Source organism: Pseudomonas agarici, assembly GCF_900109755.1.
Classification (GTDB): Bacteria; Pseudomonadota; Gammaproteobacteria; order Pseudomonadales; family Pseudomonadaceae; genus Aquipseudomonas; species Aquipseudomonas agarici.
This window is the reverse complement of sequence record NZ_FOAR01000029.1, coordinates 35018-53377: the sequence shown is the minus strand read 5'-3', so window position 1 is coordinate 53377 and position 18360 is coordinate 35018. Positions and strand designations below refer to the sequence as shown.

Genomic DNA, 18360 nt, shown 5'->3' with positions numbered 1-18360 from the left:
GAAGGTGGCTCCGATCGTTTGATCGAAAACCGCATGGCTGAAGGTGGCTCCGATCGTTTGATCGAAAACCATGCATGAGTGGCTTTACCGCAACATCCAACCCAAAGCCCGGCCTTGTCAGCCGGGTTTTTTTTCGTGCTTTTGTCCCGTCCTGAATAAGCTTTACACCTTCCGGTCTATTTTCAGGAGGGCGCAATGAGTTCTGGGAAAAAGGCGCGACCGGCACGTACTTCCTGAAGAACCAAGACCACATGGTCATATTTCGCCTACTTGGTCCCTTTTCAGTGTTACAAGAAGTGTTGGATCAGCAATATGTAGTGCTATAAAATATTCACTACAAAACGATTGACGCCTGCTTTCCGCACTTGCATGATGAGCTCGTCTCCCTGATCGGGAGCGTTGCAAAAGTGGTTGTTACAACAAGCTCGACAAGCCGTCGAGCTGTTCCGGATCTGTACTGCCCACAAGGCAGATTGATGAAGCTGACCTGTCGTGATCGTCCAAACGGGCGAGAAGCACCGGCCTAACGTCCTCAAAATGCTTGTGGCTGACTCCGTTGCTGTGGTCGGCGCCGTTCAAGGATTGCGCTGCCGCTTCGTCTCGTTGAAACGCCATGTAGCGGCATTTTTTAGTCACTACATGAATCACGCCCAGGGCCGGCGCCATGCTTCACGGACACGATTGTCCGCGCATGGCATCGCAGCAATTCGCCGTCTTGGCAATGATGCACACGTAAACCAGACAGATTAACGAGTGGTCAAAGGGGCTTTAACATGAATCTGAACAATCAACCGACTATCGATGAACTGGCTCGACTATTCGCCTCGCGCAAAGACAGCCACGACGATCATATCCTCTGGATTAACCGGGCCGGGGATGTAAGACTCGACGCCCGCTCACCCTACACCGACGAGCACGCCTTTACCCAGGCCCGCTCCGAACTGTTCGCCTACCTCAAGATGTACCGTCGCGGCCAGGGCTACGTTGGCAAGAAAGCGGCAGCGGACAAGGATTTCATAAGCGACGTCCTACAAGCGCTGAAGGCCAAATGGGCTTTCCACCAAGCCTTGGCGAAGAGCGCCTAGCCGCTCACTCCGAATGTTGTGGCGAATGGGCTTACCCATGCTGGGTCGAAGTGCCCCTGAAACCAGAAAATTCGCGGCATCAGTCAAACCGGGGCAATTGGTTTGGTAGCTGCTTCGCCGCTCAACGCGGCGAGGCGGCGTTCCACCAAACGCCTTATCGCCATAATTCTTCAGTCAATACTCCTTGATCGCCACACTTTGCGCCTCTCACAGAAGTATGACTGCCTGGGAAAGTCCAGAAGCTTGTTGGATTTGTCCAATTTACGCCGCTCCTGCTGCCCCACACTTGAGTCGTGACCAATCACCCACGGCCAGACTTCCACGAGGAAAACCCGCATGAGCGACTATGTATTCACCCCCCATCCCACCCCTTCCATGGCCGTCGAAGGCGAATCGACACGTTTCCCCATCCGCCGGGTGTTCTGTGTCGGTCGCAACTACTCCGAACATGCTCGGGAAATGGGCCATGACCCTGACCGCGAGCCGCCGTTCTTTTTCATGAAACCCGCCGATGCGGTGGTGCCGGCAACTGGCGTGATCACTTACCCGCCACTGACTCAGGACTTGCACCACGAAATCGAACTGGTGGTAGCCATCGGTGAAGGCGGTACCGGAATCGATCCGGCCGACGCTCTTCGCCATGTCTGGGGCTACGGCGTCGGCCTCGACCTGACCCGTCGGGACATCCAGGCCCAAGCCAAGAAGCTCGGCCGGCCATGGGACTGGGCCAAGGGCTTCGACGAGTCGGCACCCTGCACCGCCTTGCGCCGCGCCACGGCACTGGGGCACCCAGACAGCGGGGCCATCTGGCTAAAGGTCAACGATGTCGAGCGCCAACGCGGCGACCTGACGGACCAGATCTGGTCGGTCCGCGATGTGATCAGCCATGTATCGCACTCGGTCGGACTGCAGCCTGGCGACCTGATCTTCACCGGCACACCGGCGGGCGTCGGCCCGTTGCTACCAGGCGACCGGGTCAACGCCGGAATCGAGGGCATCGCCAGCTTCGAGTTGACCATCGGCTAGTGACCTGTACGGTGAGTTTATTAGCTTAAGTTCAAATGCCAGAAGTCCATGACCAAGGCGCTGTGACGAGTCATAGCCGGGATATGGCGAGGAACAGCAACGTCGGCCATGGGTTTCTGGCATTCGAAATTGGCTAATAGAACTCACCACACAGGCCACTAGCCCTGATCGAGGACTGGTAGCCTATGTGATCTGCACCCGCCCGCGCTGCGATGCAAGCAGGTCCTCGCTCGAAAACATTTCGTACAAAGCCTAAAATGACGACATCCCGCTTCCGCCATCCAGGACCGTGTCGATGTCGATCCCTTCACGTGTGCGCACCTACGGCATGCAACAACGTAGCGACCGCACGGATTTCTATATTCGTGACAAACAGGCCCGGCCAGCCATTGTCACCCCGCACCGGCATGACTACTTCCAGATCCAGATCAATCTCGGGGGCGATACCGTGCAACACATCGGCGGCGCCATCCGGCCTTATCCGCGCCAGGCATTGGCCTTTATCCTGCCCCATCGTCTGCACCTGATTCCGCACCCGCAAGAGAGCAACTTTGTCCTGATCAATTTTTCCCAGGCGTTTTTTCTGCCTCACCTGGACTGCGATCCGTTGGACCTGGAGGATCTTTCCATTCATGACCTACCGCAGTTGTCGCCGTTTCAGCATCAGGAGCACCTGGATTTCATCCTCGCCGACCACGACTTTGCCGAGGTCCAGGCGTTGTTGGAGAAAATGCGCGAACTGGATCGGGGCCGCGATCTCGGCACTCGCCAGGCACTCAAGGGCTGCCTGTGCAACTGACCGGCAAGGTTTGTAGCCTGTATGCCGATGAACTGCTGACCCTATCAGCGAACAGGGCGGCGCGGCGTGGGCGACGGGATGCGTTGGCGCGGGTATCGAGCTACCTGCGCGAGCATATCGCCGACCCGACACTGAACCTTAAAGACACCGCCGAAGCGGCCTTTCTGTCGCCCAACTACCTGACGCACCTGTTGCGCAAGGAAACCGGTAACACCTTCTCGGAGTTGGTCCTGGAGCGTCGCATGCACCTGGCGCGCACTTACCTGCTCAACAGCGAGCGACCGGTGAGCCAGATTGCCCAACTGTGCGGATTCGCCGACGACGCTTACTTCTCGCGTCGCTTCAAGGCCACCCAAGGCCTGCCTCCGGGGCAGTTTCGGCGCAGCCGGCACAGCATCTGAACAGCGGCGCCTGAAGTTTATTTCAGTCCGCCTGTAACGAAATGTAATATCACACCCTCCACAGGCAAAACCCCGTGCAATCACGGGTGCCGGCACGCGCGCGTCGGTTCAAAAAAAGAATTGGATGAGGTAGCGAGTTGATCAACACACGATTTTCCTGCGTGGGCTGCGGCAAGTGCTGTAACGATCATTACGTTCCATTGACCCTTGAGGAGTCCCGCCAATGGGCCGTGGATGGCGGTACAGTCATCGTGCTGCTGGAGGCATTCCTGGAAAACGGTCATGGCGTGGCCGAGGAGCAGTTCGAGCACGCCCACCGCCGTTCCGTGCTGATCACCAGTGGAACGATCCAAGCATGGTTAGCGGTGACGTTCGCGGCCTACAACAACGGGCCGTGTCGCCACCTCGATGTCGACAATCGTTGCGGTATCTACGAACGGCGACCGCTGGTCTGCCGTATTTATCCGGCGGAGATCAACCCGCATATCAGGTTGCGTATCGACCATAAGGATTGTCCGCCGCAATCGTGGGAACAAGGCTCGGTCCTGATTGCCGGCGGGAAATTGGTGGACCAGGAACTGGCCGAACTGATTGACCGCTCGCGCCAGGCCGACCGCGAGGATATCGCGGCCAAGGCGGCAATCTGTGTCCGCCTCGGTATCGCTACTACCGCCCTCAAGGGCAACGGCTTTGCCACTTATCTGCCCGATATGGACGCGTTCCTGGCCGCTATCGAGCAGACGGCAGCGGATCAGGCGGGCGAGCACCCACAACAGCAATGGGCTTTTCAACTGGCGGATATGCACAGCACCCAGGTACTGCTTGCCCACGGGGCTGAAATTACCTCATCGGGCACGGGTCACTACCGCTTTATCCCCTTGCAGGCTGTCGATTGAGGCTTGGCTCAATGAGCAGCGAAAAGATCGGGCCACGACTTTTTTCAGCGCCTATAGGCTGCTTTCTGCATCGTCCTCGCGGGATCCGTCTACGATTCTGTAAGAACGGTCGCGATGGAGTGTGGCCGTGTCATAGCCACCGCACGAGAGCCGCACGGGAGAGCCATCCATGAAAACCGTTGCAGAACTGCTGAAGCTCAAGGGTAGCCAGCATCAGGAAGTCTACACAATCCACAACGACCACACGGTGTTCGAGGCGCTGATCAAGATGGCCGAGAAAAACATCGGTGCCCTGCCGGTGATCGGCAAAAACGGCGAGGTGCTCGGCATCATCAGCGAGCGGGACTATGCGCGCAAGGTGATCCTCAAAGGACTCAGCTCGGTCTCCACTCAGGTCGGCGAGATCATGAACGCACCGGTCATCACCGTGGACTCCCACCAGAGTGTCGAGACCTGCATGGCCCTCATGACCGATAAACACCTGCGCCATCTGCCGGTGGTCGAAGAAGGCCAATTGATCGGCCTGCTGTCCATAGGCGACCTGGTCAAAGAGGCTATCACCGAACAGGCCGACCTGATTCGTCAGCTCGAGCAATATATCCGCGGCGAATAACCCTTCCCTCAGTGCGTCAACCGCCGCAATCCCCTGCCAAAATGTTTCCACACGCTGCAAAAGACAACGGAAATATGGGGATTGACGGACTTCCAAATTTTTCACAACGCTTTCACTTCGCTCCCACTTGCGCCTTCGTAAATTACTACCACGCAACATCCATTGGATATTGCGTGATGGTCATTGTCATTTTCCGGGCGGGTTTGCAAATACGCCTTTTCTGAATTGCCAGAGGGTGAGTTTGTGGTTATCCCTGATGTCATGCGACCGGTCATTCAATGCCGGTTCAAGCCTATGTTTCTGGCAGGTGCTATAGCACTTATGGCGTTGCTCATGACCGGCTTTGCCTTGTGGCCCAAATCGCACCTCGACCTGGCGCTCAACGACCCGATGAGCAGCGCCAGCGTTTATGCTCACTGGAAGGCTGGTGACATTATCGTATTGGTACGCCATGCCGAGCGCTGCGATCGTTCAAGCCATGCGTGCCTGGGTCCCGAGGATGGCATTACCCGACTGGGCAGCCGCTCCGCGGTCGACGTGGGCCAAGCCTTCCAGGCTGTCGGCATGGACAATACCGATGTGCTGAGCAGTCCGACCACCCGGACCACTCAAACCGCACAAGCAATGTTCGGCAAAACCGCGATCAGCGCTGACTGGCTGCTGAGCTGCGGGCCGGCCCTGGGCCGGGACGCAGTCGCGCACAAGGCAGCACATCGCAATCTGGTGCTGGTGACCCACAGCGGTTGTATTGATGACCTCGAAAAAGAGTTGGGTTATCGGCATGAGGTGAAAAGCGAATACACCAGTTCGATCCTTGTTTCCGTGGGCGCCGATGGTCAGTTGAAAATGCTCGGAGTCATCAATGCGGAGAATTGGCAAACCACTCTCGGCAACAAAAAAATGAACGGCATGCAATAAATATTTTGCAACTTTAAACGCCTAAAAAATGCAACAAGCCGTAGTGTGAATGCACTTTTTTAACAACTTTTCTTAAAACAATTCTCATCGTCTGAAACCGATCCACTGCACTCGCCACGGCCACCTTATCCAGTGGGCAACCGGACTTGAGTGCCCGTGGGCGAGCGTTCGTCAAAGGCCTGTCACACTTCACTATTAAACAACTCGATTGCTGAGCAACTTGATCACCGAACATCAGAGTTGCCAAGTTCTCACCTTTGGTTAAAACCGCTTGAAGCGGTATATACCGCTAAGGTCGGCTCATGAACACACACTGCTTTCCTCTCTCTCTCGCAACACTCAAGCGCTGGTCGCTACCGGTATTGATACTGGCCTTCGGGTTGTTCTACCTGCTGCCCACGATGTTCACGGCCTGTGGATTCCCGACGAAACCCGTTATGCCCAGATCAGCCAAGAGTTTCGCCTCGGCGTTGCTGTTCATGAGTTTCAGCCTGATCGCCGGTCAGGCCGGCTATGCCAACCTCGATCCGCGGTTCATGCTATACGGCCTGGATTATCCAGACGCCACGGGACGTCGCGTCACCTTCGAGGACATCGGCCAGTGGATGAATGAAGCACGCAGACAGAGCTCGGTCGGCGTGATCATGCGGGTCAGGAATGTTGAAGAAATACAGGAACTCGCGCTACTGCCAGTGGATGGAAAACGCTATAAGAATAGGGATGTCGAGATCATCATCTTCCCGCAAACCCGACCATGAACCGCCAACAACTCCGACTAAGCGGGACAGACTCGCAATGCACGCACCTGCCCCGCCACTTGCCAGAACTCAGTAACCCAGCGACAGCCCGGTATTGCGACGAGGGTCATTCGCCCCGTAGAAGCGGTTGTTACCCACCGGCTTGCCGTCGAGAGAAGGCGCGCCAACCAGGATGGCCGCCAGGTGATTCAACGGTTGGGGACCGGCAAACTTGTGGCCCCAACCTTCAAGAATCTTCTGCGTGTCCGGGCTTAGTGCGAAGGCCTCGATATTGGTTTCCTCCGGCAACCACTGCTGGTGGAAACGCGGCGCATCCACCGCTTCCTGAATATTCATCTTATAGTCAATGACATTGAGGATAGTCAACAAGGTCGCAGTGATTATCCGACTGCCACCCGGAGTACCGACCACCATGACGGTCTTGCCGTCCTTAGTGACGATGGTCGGGCTCATCGACGACAGTGGCGTCTTGCCCGGAGCGATAGCGTTCGCTTCGCCCTGGACCAGACCGTACATGTTCGGCGCACCGACCTTGGAGGTGAAGTCGTCCATCTCGTCATTGAGGAGGATCCCGGTCTTGCTCGCCATGACGCCAGCACCGAACCAGCCGTTGAGGGTATAAGTCACTGACACCGCGTTGCCCCATTTGTCGATGATCGAGTAATGGGTGGTGTTGTTACCTTCATGGGGCGCCACGCCTGGATTGATGTCCTTGGAGATCCCGGCTTTGTGCGGATCGATGGCGGCTCGTAGCTTCTCGGCGTAACCCTTGTCCAACAGGTGGGCTACCGGGTTCTTGACGAAATCGGGATCGCCCAGATAGCTGTTGCGGTCGACATAGGCGTGACGCATGGCCTCGATCTGATAGTGCAGGCCCTGGGCCGAATGATAGCCCAGCTTGTCCATCGGATAGCCTTCGAGGATATTCATAATCTGGCAGATCACCACCCCGCCCGAACTGGGTGGGGGAGCCGAGACGACATGATAGCCACGATAATCGCACTCGATGGGCGCCAGTTCGCGGGTCTTGTACTTGTCGAGGTCGACCTGGGTAATAATGCCCTTGCCGGCCTGGCTCGAATCGACAATAGCCTTGGCGACCCAGCCCTTGTAAAAACCATCGGTGCCCTTGGCCGAGATCTCGCGTAGCGTCTTGGCCAGGTCTTTCTGCACCAGTTTCTGACCCACCTGCATCGGCTCGCCCTTGTTCAGGAAGATCGAGCCCGAGTCGTGGATATCCTTCTTGAAGTCGGCGGTAGCGGTGTGCAGCAGGTCGATATCGCCCTGCTCCAGCACAAAACCTTGCTCGGCGAGCTTGATCGCCGGGGCGATAACTTCAGCACGTTTTTTTGTGCCGTATTTTTCCAGCGCCAGCTCCATGCCTGAAACGGTACCCGGCACGGCGACCGCCAGATGCCCTTTGGCACTCAGGTCCGGAATGACATTACCGTCCTTGTCCAGATACATGTTGGCGGTGGCGGCCAGGGGTGCTTTTTCGCGGAAATCGAGGAAGGTCTTGCGGCCATCGGCCAACTGCACGGTCATGAAACCGCCACCGCCGAGGTTGCCCGCCGCCGGGTAGACCACCGCCAGCGCATAACCCACCGCGACGGCGGCATCAACCGCGTTGCCGCCGGCCTTGAGTACGTCGACACCGACATGAGTCGCCAGATGCTGCGCCGTAACCACCATGCCGTTTTCCCCGGCGACGGGTGTCTGGGAAGCGGCGTGGACAGGGGAAACAGCCAAAATCAGCGCTATCGCCAGAAGCGAGCGCGAAAGGGGTTCAAACTTCATAAGCCGACTCTCTTGCTTTTATTTGCTGGAAACACAGGCTCCTGCCTGCGCGGGCTTGTACAAAGTAGCTGCTGTAGGACTATTCAACTAGTATCCATCCCCGATTTTTTTCGCCATACCGGCCAACAACGCAGTTGTACCGGACTGGCCGCATCGTCGGTATTTGCGTACCATTCCTTGCTCTTCGCCCTGCCCTCGCTTGCCCCCGCTGGCTTCCACTTCAGGTAAACCATGAAACCCGCCCGTCTACGCGCTGATGTCCTGGCCGGACTCACCACCTCCTTTGCCCTGGTGCCCGAATGCATCGCCTTTGCCCTCGTCGCCCACCTCAACCCACTGATGGGCCTGTACGGCGCTTTTATCATCTGTACCCTGACCGCCCTGTTCGGCGGACGCCCGGGGATGATCTCCGGAGCCGCCGGGTCCATGGCCGTGGTCATCGTCGCGCTGGTGGTACAGCACGGCGCGCAATACCTGTTGGCAACGGTGCTGCTGGGTGGTTTGATCATGGTTGCGTTCGGCCTGTTGCGCCTGGGCAAGCTGGTGCGCATGGTGCCGCACTCGGTGATGCTCGGCTTCGTCAACGGGCTGGCGATCATTATCGCCCTGGCCCAACTGGAGCAATTCAAGGTGGGGGATGGTTGGTTGAGCGGCGAGCCATTGGCATTGATGCTCGGGCTGGTAGCGCTGACCATGGCCATCGTCTACCTGCTGCCACGCCTGAATCGTGCGGTACCGCCGGCGTTGGTGGCGATCCTCGGAGTCGGCCTGCTGGTCTACCTATTTGGCCTGCCGACTCGCACCCTGGGGGACATGGCTCATATCGCCGGTGGCCTACCCGCCCCCACGCTGCCGCAGATTCCGTGGAATCTGGAAACCCTGCATATCATCGCTCCCTACGCGCTGTTGATGGCGCTGGTGGGCCTGCTGGAAACCCTGCTGACTCTCAACCTCACCGACGAAATCACCGAGACCCGCAGCTATCCGGATCGCGAATGCGTGGCGCTCGGCGCGGCCAATATGGTCTCCGGCCTGTTCGGCGGCATGGCCGGTTGCGCCATGATCGGCCAGACCGTGATCAACCTCAGTTCCGGTGGCCGTGGCCGCTTATCCGGCGTGGTAGCTGGGGTGATGATCCTGCTGTTCGTGTTGTTCCTCTCTCCGTTGATCGAGCGCATCCCGCTGGCCGCGCTGGTGGGGGTGATGTTCGTGGTGTCCCAACAGACTTTCGCCTGGGCCTCGTTGCGAGTGTTGAACAAGGTGCCGCTCAACGATGTACTGGTGATCATTGCCGTCACGCTGATCACCGTATTGACCGACCTGGCGACGGCGGTTTTGTGCGGGATCCTGATAGCCGCGCTCAACTTCGCCTGGCAGCACGCCCGCGAGTTGTATGCCGACACCCATGAAGAAGCCGACGGCAGCAAGCTGTACCGCTTGCATGGCACACTGTTCTTTGCCTCGACGACGCCGTTCCAGAACCTGTTCGATCCCAGCAACGATCCACAGAAGGTGGTACTCGATTGTCGCCACCTAAGCTTCGTCGACTACTCGGCGATTGCCGCGCTAAAGAGCCTGCGCGAGCGTTATGCCAAGGCAGGCAAGCATTTACGGGTGGAGCATCTGTCCGAACGCTGCAAGCAATTGCTGAAACGGGCTGGGGTGCAGCACGGGTAAAACGGTCCCGAGCCGCCCTTTCACCAAGGTGATCTATTGCTATCAACTGCCCTGAACCTATTGGGTTTCCGCCGCCGACAGCCTGTAGCCTGACAGCATAAAGATTGTTTATTCAATAGCGCTTTATACCCGACCCAACCGACAACAACTCAAAGAACAATTACAGATTATCGAGACAAAGCCTACACCCATCGAAACAACAGTCCTGCACAATATTCAATACAAAACACCCTATCCACCTAGCCGTTTCGGTCAGTAACCGCTGATGGAAAGCGCAACGTGTGATGAAACAAGGAATGTCAGGATGAAAGCCCTTTTATTGATAATCGCCGGCCTGCCCCTGGTCGCCTGTGGCAACGATGCCACGCCCACCGTCCAGACGGTACTCAATGCCCTGAAAGCCAACGGTGTCCCTTTCGGTGCCGTGAGCTATCCCAAGCGCAAGCCCCTGAGCCTGCTGCCCAACACCTACAAGGAACGGGTGGAAGTGGCCTTTCCGAGTATTGCGCCCAAGGGCGGACAGTTCTTTGTCTGCGAAACCCGTGAGTACTGTGACCATCTGCAAGAGCATTTCCAAGCCTTGGAGGCCCTGGCGGGGCCGCATGTCTATCGTTCGAAAAGCGGCCGGGTCCTGGCACAGCTCTACAGCACACTGGAACAACCGGTCGCCGATCAGATCCGTGCGGCCATCGAGGAGCTGTGATCCGCTCAGCTGGCCGGCCCTTGCGGCTGATTGCGCCAGACCAGTGTCGGAATGACGCGGATATAGATCAACTGTGCCACCAGCTCGAGCAATGTCTGGGTGATCACGGCGGTGGCGGCCAGACCGCGGATATCCTCGGGCAACGCCAGGGCCAATGGCAGCACCACCAGGGAATTGCGCGTCGAAGCACTGAAGGTGACAGCGCGCGCGGTGCTCGCCGGCAATCCACAGAGTCGCGAAGCCAGAGCCCCCATGACCGGCGCCAGCAGCATGAAGCCGATATACACCGGAATCACTGGCGCGAGCCGGTCGATATCGCGCACCACCGAGGTAACCTGGGAACCGACCACCACCAGCAAGACCGCCGCCATCGCCGGCACCGGCAACCAGGCCCAGGCCTCGTTCCAGACATTGACGATCCGTGAGCGCCGGGACAGCGCGCAAGTTGCCACGGCCAACAGCAGAGGCGCAACGATCAGTGCAAGAAATGTCTCGACAAACGGGTCGATGGAGATCACCACCCCGGCCTGGCTACCCAGCATAAAAGCCAAGTAAATCGGCAACAAAATCAACTGAAGCAACAAGAGGATCGGCGTGGCCGCCAGAATGCTCCGCGAGTCACCCTTGCCAATATGAGTGAACACCACCACATAGTCGATGCAGGGTGTCAGTAGCACCATCAGCGCCCCCGTCAGAATCGCTGGATGTGCCACCAGGCCTCGGCTCAGGGCCCAGACCAGCAGCGGAATCAAAACGAAATTGGCTAGCAGCAACGCCACCATGAAGTCCCGGTCTCCGAGGCCACGGCGTAGATCGAGAAAGGGGATTTGCAGGAACATTGCATACATCAATAACGCGATGCTCGGTGTTACCAGGGCGTTTAGTCCCTGGGCGATACCAGGCGCCTTCAGTCCGAGCAACGCCGCAATGACCACGGCGACGAAGTAGACCGGTATTTGGCTCCGCTCAAGTGTGTCGCGATTCAAGACACGTTCCCCTGCCGCAAAAAAGCCGTCAGCCTATGCAAACGTAAAATGCTCGTCTAGCACCAAATGACTCAATCACGAAGAACCGCCTCACCACGTTGTTCAGCACGCATCCCTGTCAATGAACACTCAGCTAGTGCCTTGGTGTGAGAAACGCCAGGCACCGCGCCCCTGTCACGCCATCGTGCGCCATTTGAGCGAGGTTCCAATACCCTCCTAAGAGAGATACCACCAGGCTCATTCAGGGTCAGATCAAGCGCTCGATTCGCTTGTGGCGCCATACCAACCGGTAGTAAGCCACCTGCAAAAGCAACATGCCGATATACGTCGCCGGAAATGCCATCCACACACCTTCCAGGCCAAGGTGGGCGTCGAGCAGGTAGGCCACCGGCAATTCGATCCCAAGGATGCAGAAGATGATGATCACAACTGGCACCATTACCGTGCCGCTGGCGCGCATGACGCCGCCGATCACAGCCTGGTAACCGAACACCAGCAGGCTCCAAAGCATGATATGCAGCAGATGCTCGGCAGTCGCCTGAGTGGAGGGCTCGGTGATGAACAGACCCAGCAACCAGTGGGAAAGCCCATAGCCGAAAACTATCAGGCCACCGGTCAGACAGGTGTTGATCAACAGGCCGCTACGTAGGATCGCACCGATCCGTTCCTGGCGCCCGGCACCGATCGCCTGAGCACCGAGAATCGAGGCAGTGATAGCAATCGACAGCGCCGGGAACTGCACATAGTTGACGATCTGCGTGACCGCACCATAGGCCGCCGTGGCTTGGGAACCGTGGCGGTTGACCAGCGAGAGAATCACCAGTTCGGACAACGACAACACGATCATCTGCAGTCCGGTGGGCAAGCCGATGCGCAGGACCTTGCCGAGGATCGCCCGATCCAGGCGCATTGCCGTCAACAGGGCGCGGTCCGGAGCCATGACGCTGTTCTTGTGCCGCAGGCGCAGCGCAAGGAACAGCATGGCGCAAGCCGTCCCCGCCAGGCCGGCCAATGCGGCGCTCCGAATACCCATCTGCGGCAACCCCAGCCAGCCGCGAATCAACGCCGGAGTCAGCAACAAACCGACCCCGGTAGACACCAGCAACGCCAGCAGCGGCGATACCGTATCACTGATCCCGCGCAGCAACTGCGTGAACAGCACAAAAACCAGCAGCAACGGCATGATCAGCATCATCATCTGCGCATAACCGACAGCATCGTCCAGCACATCGGCAGGTGTTCCAAGCCCCTGCAACGCCGGTCGGGCGAAGATACTCCCGAGCACCGCGGCCGTCAGCCCGATCAACGCACCCAGCGCCAGCGTCGTGCCAACAACTGACTTGACGGTTTGCGGCTCACGCGCCCCCCAGGCCTGGCCGATCAGTACCGAGGCACCGGCGCCCAGGCCGATGATCAAAGCAATGAAGAAGAACACCACCGGGAACATGCCGGACACCGCTGCCAGGGCTTGGGTGCCGAGCATCTGCCCGATATAGATACTGTTGAGGGTGCCGGAAAATGACTGCAGGAAGTTGGACAGCACCATGGGTGCCAGGAAAACCAGGTAGACCTGCCAGAGAGGGCGTTGTGGGCGTGAGGACATGAAAGACTCGAATCCCTGATGATGTGTATCGACGTAGGCGCCGAGTCTATCTTAATAGAAGACGTCGAGATGAGTTGGCGTCAGCTGTTCAGGGGCGAGAAGACTTCCAGGATACCGGCTCGGGTAACACCGGTTCCCTGGCGGGAATCGCCAGGTTGCCTTCGATCTGCGCCGAGAGATAATAGACGCCAGCCATGACCCCGGTGCCGGGGTTGTTCAGCGACTTGAGCCAGGCCTGGTCGAAGGCCGCTCCCAGGGTTTGGCGAATCTGCGCATCAGTATTGGGCCGGTTGTTCTGCAGGCTCATCGCTCGGACGCCTGCCATGCCGATGGAAATCATTGCCCCGGCCACGCGTCCCACCGCCGCCGCGACAGCACCGACGGTGCCTCGGCCTGCAAACTGAGCCTCAAGCTCCTCGTGCGTCTGCTTAGCCACCGCCGAAATGCCGACACCCGGCTGGTCTGACACGCTTCCGGCGGCGGCGTGCACCCTTTCGATCAATGCCCCATAGGCTGGCAGTGTGCTCAGGGGCTGGGCCTGCAGCAACTGATACAGGGAAGCATTGCGCGCTGAGGGCGGGCCCAGTGATAGGGCGGGAATGGCATGGAGGTGTCGACTCCATTGCTCTGGTGGCACACCATAACGCTGGGCGATGGCCTGCGCCTGATGCCCCAGCAGTTCCACATAGAATTGCGCCGATTGTTCAACAATCGCCTCGGGATCGATCTCTACCGCGACCGGCGCCAGCACGCGCCGTTGATATTGATCTTGCAGATACGCCGCCAGGCGCATGGCCGATGGGTCAGGTTCGCCGCGCTCGTTGAGCTTGTACCAACCGACCTTGATCGACAGCCACTCCTGGGTCCAGTAGTTGTTGTACCAGGGCAGGAATTTTTCCTCGGTTTGCTGGTAAACCCTTGTTCGCCAGTGGTTCATGGCGCCGTGCGCATAGACTTCAGCCTGGCGAGTAGCCTCCTGTGAAGCGAGCACCAGCTCGACGTCGATTTGCTGCCAGGTTTGTGGGGTGAGGCTGATCGCCGCTGGAACCTGTCGGGCACGCTCATGGGCGGTGCATCCGACCAGCACCACGATCAAGGCGACGATCCATCCACGCCGGCTCACGCTTGCCACTCCTTGAAACAGGCACGGCCACGGTCGGCCGCACGCCTTGGAATACCTTGAGTATAGGTCGCGAAAGCCCCGCGGCGGGCGTTAACGCGTCTCGGTTTTGTTGATCGATTCCAGCCACCGCAGATCCAGGCCCAGTTGTTCGGTGTCGAGTCCGAGCGCTTCCATAGCAGACTTGTGCTGTTCGATCTCATGCAACATCTGGTCGTGGCTGCTGGAGTTGCCATCCAACTGATGCATCTGGGTCAACCCCAGGTGATAGAAGCGCAGCAGCTTCATTGCCAGTGGATCATGCGCCTGCACGTTGGCCGTCACCCGGTGCATGACGTTGGTGATTCGCATCAGGCTGCGCTTGAGCTGCCAGCCGTAGACGGCCGCCGCCATCCACGGCTGCTTCCAGAACACTTGGCGCATCAGCGCCGCCATCAGCAGGACCGCCACGAACACGCCAGCGGCGTTGAGCCGCAAGTTATCGCCACCGGGGGTGCCGAACAGCATCACTGTCAACCCAGACAACAGCATCGCCAGCAGGACGAAAATCACCGCGATGATCAGGGTAGCGCGACGGGTCTGCTGTCGATAGGTCTCGGGATTGAAGGGCTTGATTTCGAACATGAGGGAGACGCCTGAAGTGAGGGTAGTCCGGCATTATCGGGTCGAATGGGCGACGCGCCGACATTCAAGTCAATCAAAAGTGTTTCAGTACTGTCGATGAGCAGTGTCGATGATAGCCGCGCCGTAGCGCTACACCTCGTCGACCGGCACTTGCAGGCCGACCTTGACGCTGCTCATGGAGACCAGCGTCTTGAAGCGTTTGACGTTGTTGTTCTCGAAGAACAACCGCCGAGTCAGCTCGGTGTAGTGCTCCATGCTCCTGACCGCCAGGATCAACACGAAATCCCATTCTCCGGTCGTGTAGTAGCACTGTTGGACTTGAGGACAATCGGCAAAGCCGCGCTTCATCGCATCCAGCAGATCCAGGCGCTCGCTTTCCACCTCGACCTCGGCAATGATCGTCAGCGGATAGCCCAGCGCGACAGGATCGACCAGGGCAACGCTCTTGCGGATGGCACCGATCTGGCTCAGACGCTTGAGCCGACGATTGACTGCGGCGGAGGACAGATTGACCCGTTCGCCCAATTGGCTCTGGGACAGTCCCGCATCTTCCTGGACCGCGGCGATCAGTTGGCGGTCGAACTCATCCAGGCCCACGGTACACCTCGCATTAAGATTGATGAAAGCCTCTGCATGATGCAAAAAACCATCGCCTACACCCTCAATATCAAGAAAAGAGTGCGCAGAGGGCGAGATATTATTTCATTCATACCCAAAACCTCTACACAAGAGAGTTGCCAATGAGCTGTTCCACCTTCCCCGCCGCCCTGCGCTTGAACAGCGCCGAACTCCTGCGACAGATTGAGGCGCTTGGTGAGATCGGTCGCGATCATGAGGCCGGGGGACGCACACGCATCGCTTTTTCCGATACGGAAAAGGCTGGGCGCGACCAGTTGGTCGAATGGATGAACGAGCTGAAACTCATGGTGCAGATCGACCGCATCGGTAATATCTTCGGCACCCTGCAACCTCGACACGACACCCCGCTGGCACCGTTGATGGTCGGTTCGCATATTGACACCGTGACCAACGCCGGCGCGCTGGATGGTTGCTACGGCGTACTGGCAGGGCTAGCGGTGGCCCGTGCCTTTCGCGAGGCCGGCCAATACCCTGCCCGACCGCTGGTGATTGCTGCTTTCAGCAATGAAGAAGGTGTGCGCTACCAGCCGGACATGATGGGTTCACTGGTGCACGCCGGTGGCCTGACACTCGAAGCCGCGCTGTCGACCCAAGGCACCGACGGCACTCGCCTGGGTGATGAACTGGCCCGTATCGGCTATGCCGGCCAATTGTTGCCAGGCACCATCAGGCCCCATGAGTACCTGGAACTGCACATCGAGCAAGGGCCGATCCTGGAGGCGGAAAATACCCTGATCGGCGTGGTTGAGAACCTGCAAGGCATTTCCTGGCAACGGGTCACGGTACAGGGCAACGCCAACCACGCCGGCACCACCCCGATCAGCCTGCGCCATGATGCCGGCTGGGCCGCCTGCACCCTTGTCAGCCAATTACGCGATCTCGCCCAGGCCTCGTCCGGCACCACCCTGGCGACTGTCGGTTGCATGCGTTTTGAACCGGATGTGATCAACGTGATCCCGCGCAAGGCGACCTTCACCATCGACCTGCGCGATCCGGACGAGGCTCGTCTGCGGGCCGCCGAGCAACGCTTGAACACGATCATTGGGCACGTCGCCGAGCAGGAAGGCGTACACATCCAGTGTGAACAACTGGTGCGCTTCCAACCGGTGGTCTTCGATGCTGGGCTAGCGGACGAAATCGAGACCTCGGCCCGGCGTCTGGGGTTCTCGTCGCGGCGCATGACTTCCGGTGCCGGGCATGACGCGCAGATGATCGCCCGCATCGCCCCAGCGGCGATGATCTTCGTTCCCAGCCGCGGCGGCATCAGCCACAACCCACGGGAACACACCGACGACGAGCAACTGCTCAAAGGCGCCGAGGTGTTACTCGATGTCGTGACTCGGCGCCTCGCCGTCAGCCGCTGATGGCCGGCAAACCCTGCCTCCGTTTCCCCCTCCTATGGAGTCTGCAATGCTGATCAGCAATGACAATGCCTGCCGCCAGCGCTACCCCGATGAGCTGAAGGCGATTCTCAGCATCGAGCAGGCCCACCAGAGCCGTGCCTGGCTAGCCAACTGGAGCCAGTTGAACCCAGGCCCTACGCCGTTGTTCGAATTGCCGGACCTGGCGGCCAGCCTGGGCATCGATCAACTGTACGTGAAGGATGAGTCGGCACGCTCCAAACTGGGCAGTTTCAAGGCCCTCGGCGCGCCGGTCGCCCTGGTGCGTCTGCTGCTTGGGCAGTTTAGCTCGAGGCACTTCGAAGTGCGCCGCTTACTCAATGGCGAATATCGCGACGCGCTGGCCGATTTCACAGTCATCAGCGCCACCGACGGCAATCACGGACGCGCCCTGGCTGCGGCGGCACAAAGTGTCGGTTGCCGTTGCGTCATCGTGTTGCATGCCAATGTCAGTCACGAACGGGAAACCGCCATCGCCGCTTATGGCGCGCGGATCGTGCGTATCAGCGGTCACTATGACGACTCCGTCGAAGAAGCCGCGAGGTTGGCGACCCTCAACGGCTGGTGGGTCGTTTCCGATACGTCCTATGAAGGGTACGAAGAGATCCCCCGCGACGTGATGCAGGGCTACGGCACCATTGCCGCCGAAGTGCTCGAACAGCGCCTCGAACAACCTGCCTTTACCCATGTACTGTTACAAGGCGGGGTCGGTGGTTTGGCCGCGGGTATTGCCAGCTACTTCTGGGAATACCATGGACAGGCTCGACCGCATATGACGGTGGTGGAGCCGCGACAAGCCGACTGCCTGTTGCAGAGCGCCCTGAGTGGTCATGCCAGCCGTACCCAAGGTTCGGTGGACTCGGTGATGGCCGGATTGGCCTGCGGCGAAACCTCACCCCTGGCGTGGAAATTCCTGCGTCCGGCCATCGATCATTTCCTGACCATCGAGGACCATGAAGCAATCAACGCAATGCGCATCCTGGCCCGTGGCAGCCGCCGCGACACACCGCTGATAGCCGGCGAGTCGGCGGTTGCCGGGTTGGCCGGATTGATTCACCTGATCAAAGTTCCGGCGCTCAAGGCCCAGGTTGGCCTCGATGAGCACTCACGGGTGTTGTTGATCAGCACCGAGGGCGCCACCGCTCCCTCTGTCTACCAGGCGCTGGTGGGAGAAACCGCCCAGGCAGTTGCCCGGCGTCAACGAGACTGGAAGCCCTGCCAGGCTCTATAGAGACGATCAACTGAACGTAAAAAGGCTCAGTAACTTACCTACAGCTTTGTCGCCGATTATCGAACCAGAATCGCTATCGTTTAT

At 58.8% G+C, this 18360-nt stretch carries 16 protein-coding genes and 3 pseudogenes; 12 read left to right on the top strand and 7 right to left on the bottom strand.

Annotation, left to right across the window (positions count from 1 at the left end; translation table 11 throughout):
• Nucleotides 1-414: 414 nt before the first annotated feature.
• Nucleotides 415-666: a hypothetical protein gene (locus tag BMX68_RS26015; protein WP_017131496.1), complete on the bottom strand. Its 252-nt coding sequence runs from the start codon at nt 664-666 to the stop codon at nt 415-417.
• 107 nt (nt 667-773) lie between these two features.
• Here BMX68_RS26015 and BMX68_RS21560 point away from each other — a divergent pair, with 107 nt between their 5' ends.
• From BMX68_RS21560 to BMX68_RS25695, 8 genes and pseudogenes are all read left to right on the top strand, one after another.
• Nucleotides 774-1085, top strand: coding sequence for a hypothetical protein (locus BMX68_RS21560; protein ID WP_017131495.1), 312 nt, complete (start codon nt 774-776; stop codon nt 1083-1085).
• Nucleotides 1086-1421: 336 nt separating this feature from the next.
• Nucleotides 1422-2111, top strand: a complete 690-nt coding sequence (locus BMX68_RS21555) for a fumarylacetoacetate hydrolase family protein (RefSeq protein WP_017131493.1) — start codon at nt 1422-1424, stop codon at nt 2109-2111.
• 295 nt (nt 2112-2406) lie between these two features.
• Nucleotides 2407-3311 (top strand): annotated as a pseudogene (locus tag BMX68_RS21550) (helix-turn-helix transcriptional regulator).
• A 140-nt stretch (nt 3312-3451) separates the two neighbouring features.
• A complete protein-coding gene (locus tag BMX68_RS21545; protein ID WP_026013118.1) occupies nt 3452-4207 on the top strand; it encodes a YkgJ family cysteine cluster protein in 756 nt (251 codons plus the stop codon).
• 169 nt (nt 4208-4376) lie between these two features.
• The gene (locus tag BMX68_RS21540) at nt 4377-4820 is read left to right on the top strand and encodes a CBS domain-containing protein (RefSeq protein ID WP_017131491.1); all 444 of its coding nucleotides are present in this window, start codon (nt 4377-4379) and stop codon (nt 4818-4820) included.
• Nucleotides 4821-5141: 321 nt separating this feature from the next.
• Nucleotides 5142-5738, top strand: coding sequence for a lipopolysaccharide core heptose(II)-phosphate phosphatase PmrG (gene pmrG, locus BMX68_RS21535; RefSeq protein WP_017131490.1), 597 nt, complete (start codon nt 5142-5144; stop codon nt 5736-5738).
• Nucleotides 5739-6040: 302 nt separating this feature from the next.
• A pseudogene (locus tag BMX68_RS26785) lies at nt 6041-6207 on the top strand (hypothetical protein); the annotation flags it as partial.
• Nucleotides 6191-6496: pseudogene (locus tag BMX68_RS25695) on the top strand (hypothetical protein); the annotation flags it as partial. The pseudogenes BMX68_RS26785 and BMX68_RS25695, both read left to right, overlap by 17 nt.
• Nucleotides 6497-6565: 69 nt before the next feature.
• Here BMX68_RS25695 and ggt read toward each other — a convergent pair.
• The gene (ggt, locus tag BMX68_RS21525; RefSeq protein ID WP_060782546.1) at nt 6566-8293 is read right to left on the bottom strand and encodes a gamma-glutamyltransferase; all 1728 of its coding nucleotides are present in this window, start codon (nt 8291-8293) and stop codon (nt 6566-6568) included.
• 231 nt (nt 8294-8524) lie between these two features.
• Here ggt and BMX68_RS21520 point away from each other — a divergent pair, with 231 nt between their 5' ends.
• Nucleotides 8525-9970, top strand: a complete 1446-nt coding sequence (locus BMX68_RS21520; protein ID WP_017131486.1) for a SulP family inorganic anion transporter — start codon at nt 8525-8527, stop codon at nt 9968-9970.
• A 304-nt stretch (nt 9971-10274) separates the two neighbouring features.
• A complete protein-coding gene (locus BMX68_RS21515; protein ID WP_017131485.1) occupies nt 10275-10673 on the top strand; it encodes a hypothetical protein in 399 nt (132 codons plus the stop codon).
• A 5-nt stretch (nt 10674-10678) separates the two neighbouring features.
• On the opposite strand, the gene BMX68_RS21510 is transcribed toward BMX68_RS21515, so the two are convergent.
• The 5 genes from BMX68_RS21510 to BMX68_RS21490 form a co-directional block, all read right to left on the bottom strand.
• Nucleotides 10679-11659: an arsenic resistance protein gene (locus tag BMX68_RS21510; protein WP_017131484.1), complete on the bottom strand. Its 981-nt coding sequence runs from the start codon at nt 11657-11659 to the stop codon at nt 10679-10681.
• 247 nt (nt 11660-11906) lie between these two features.
• Nucleotides 11907-13262 (bottom strand): MATE family efflux transporter, encoded by a 1356-nt coding sequence (locus tag BMX68_RS21505; RefSeq protein ID WP_017131483.1) that lies wholly within the window; start codon nt 13260-13262, stop codon nt 11907-11909.
• 88 nt (nt 13263-13350) lie between these two features.
• Nucleotides 13351-14385 (bottom strand): hypothetical protein, encoded by a 1035-nt coding sequence (locus BMX68_RS21500; protein WP_017131482.1) that lies wholly within the window; start codon nt 14383-14385, stop codon nt 13351-13353.
• A gap of 90 nt (nt 14386-14475) precedes the next feature.
• Nucleotides 14476-15006, bottom strand: a complete 531-nt coding sequence (locus tag BMX68_RS21495) for a DUF3087 domain-containing protein (RefSeq protein WP_017131481.1) — start codon at nt 15004-15006, stop codon at nt 14476-14478.
• A gap of 129 nt (nt 15007-15135) precedes the next feature.
• Nucleotides 15136-15603: an Lrp/AsnC family transcriptional regulator gene (locus BMX68_RS21490; protein ID WP_017131480.1), complete on the bottom strand. Its 468-nt coding sequence runs from the start codon at nt 15601-15603 to the stop codon at nt 15136-15138.
• Between the two features lie 143 nt (nt 15604-15746).
• Between BMX68_RS21490 and BMX68_RS21485 the strand changes: the two genes are divergently transcribed.
• Both BMX68_RS21485 and BMX68_RS21480 read left to right on the top strand, forming a co-directional pair.
• A complete protein-coding gene (locus BMX68_RS21485; RefSeq protein WP_017131479.1) occupies nt 15747-17009 on the top strand; it encodes a Zn-dependent hydrolase in 1263 nt (420 codons plus the stop codon).
• Between the two features lie 46 nt (nt 17010-17055).
• The gene (locus BMX68_RS21480) at nt 17056-18276 is read left to right on the top strand and encodes a diaminopropionate ammonia-lyase (RefSeq protein ID WP_017131478.1); all 1221 of its coding nucleotides are present in this window, start codon (nt 17056-17058) and stop codon (nt 18274-18276) included.
• Nucleotides 18277-18360: the final 84 nt, after the last annotated feature.

Excerpts from the sequence above, each read along its gene's own strand:
- BMX68_RS21520 (WP_017131486.1), top strand. The coding sequence starts at position 8,525 with ATGAAACCCGCCCGTCTACGCGCTGATGTCCTGGCCGGACTCACCACC.
- BMX68_RS21515 (WP_017131485.1), top strand. The coding sequence starts at position 10,275 with ATGAAAGCCCTTTTATTGATAATCGCCGGCCTGCCCCTGGTCGCCTGT.
- BMX68_RS21555 (WP_017131493.1), top strand. The coding sequence starts at position 1,422 with ATGAGCGACTATGTATTCACCCCCCATCCCACCCCTTCCATGGCCGTC.
- ggt (WP_060782546.1), bottom strand. The coding sequence starts at position 8,293 with ATGAAGTTTGAACCCCTTTCGCGCTCGCTTCTGGCGATAGCGCTGATT.
- BMX68_RS21560 (WP_017131495.1), top strand. The coding sequence starts at position 774 with ATGAATCTGAACAATCAACCGACTATCGATGAACTGGCTCGACTATTC.
- BMX68_RS26015 (WP_017131496.1), bottom strand. The coding sequence starts at position 666 with ATGGCGCCGGCCCTGGGCGTGATTCATGTAGTGACTAAAAAATGCCGC.
- BMX68_RS21480 (WP_017131478.1), top strand. The coding sequence starts at position 17,056 with ATGCTGATCAGCAATGACAATGCCTGCCGCCAGCGCTACCCCGATGAG.
- BMX68_RS21540 (WP_017131491.1), top strand. The coding sequence starts at position 4,377 with ATGAAAACCGTTGCAGAACTGCTGAAGCTCAAGGGTAGCCAGCATCAG.
- pmrG (WP_017131490.1), top strand. The coding sequence starts at position 5,142 with ATGGCGTTGCTCATGACCGGCTTTGCCTTGTGGCCCAAATCGCACCTC.
- BMX68_RS21495 (WP_017131481.1), bottom strand. The coding sequence starts at position 15,006 with ATGTTCGAAATCAAGCCCTTCAATCCCGAGACCTATCGACAGCAGACC.
- BMX68_RS21505 (WP_017131483.1), bottom strand. The coding sequence starts at position 13,262 with ATGTCCTCACGCCCACAACGCCCTCTCTGGCAGGTCTACCTGGTTTTC.
- BMX68_RS21485 (WP_017131479.1), top strand. The coding sequence starts at position 15,747 with ATGAGCTGTTCCACCTTCCCCGCCGCCCTGCGCTTGAACAGCGCCGAA.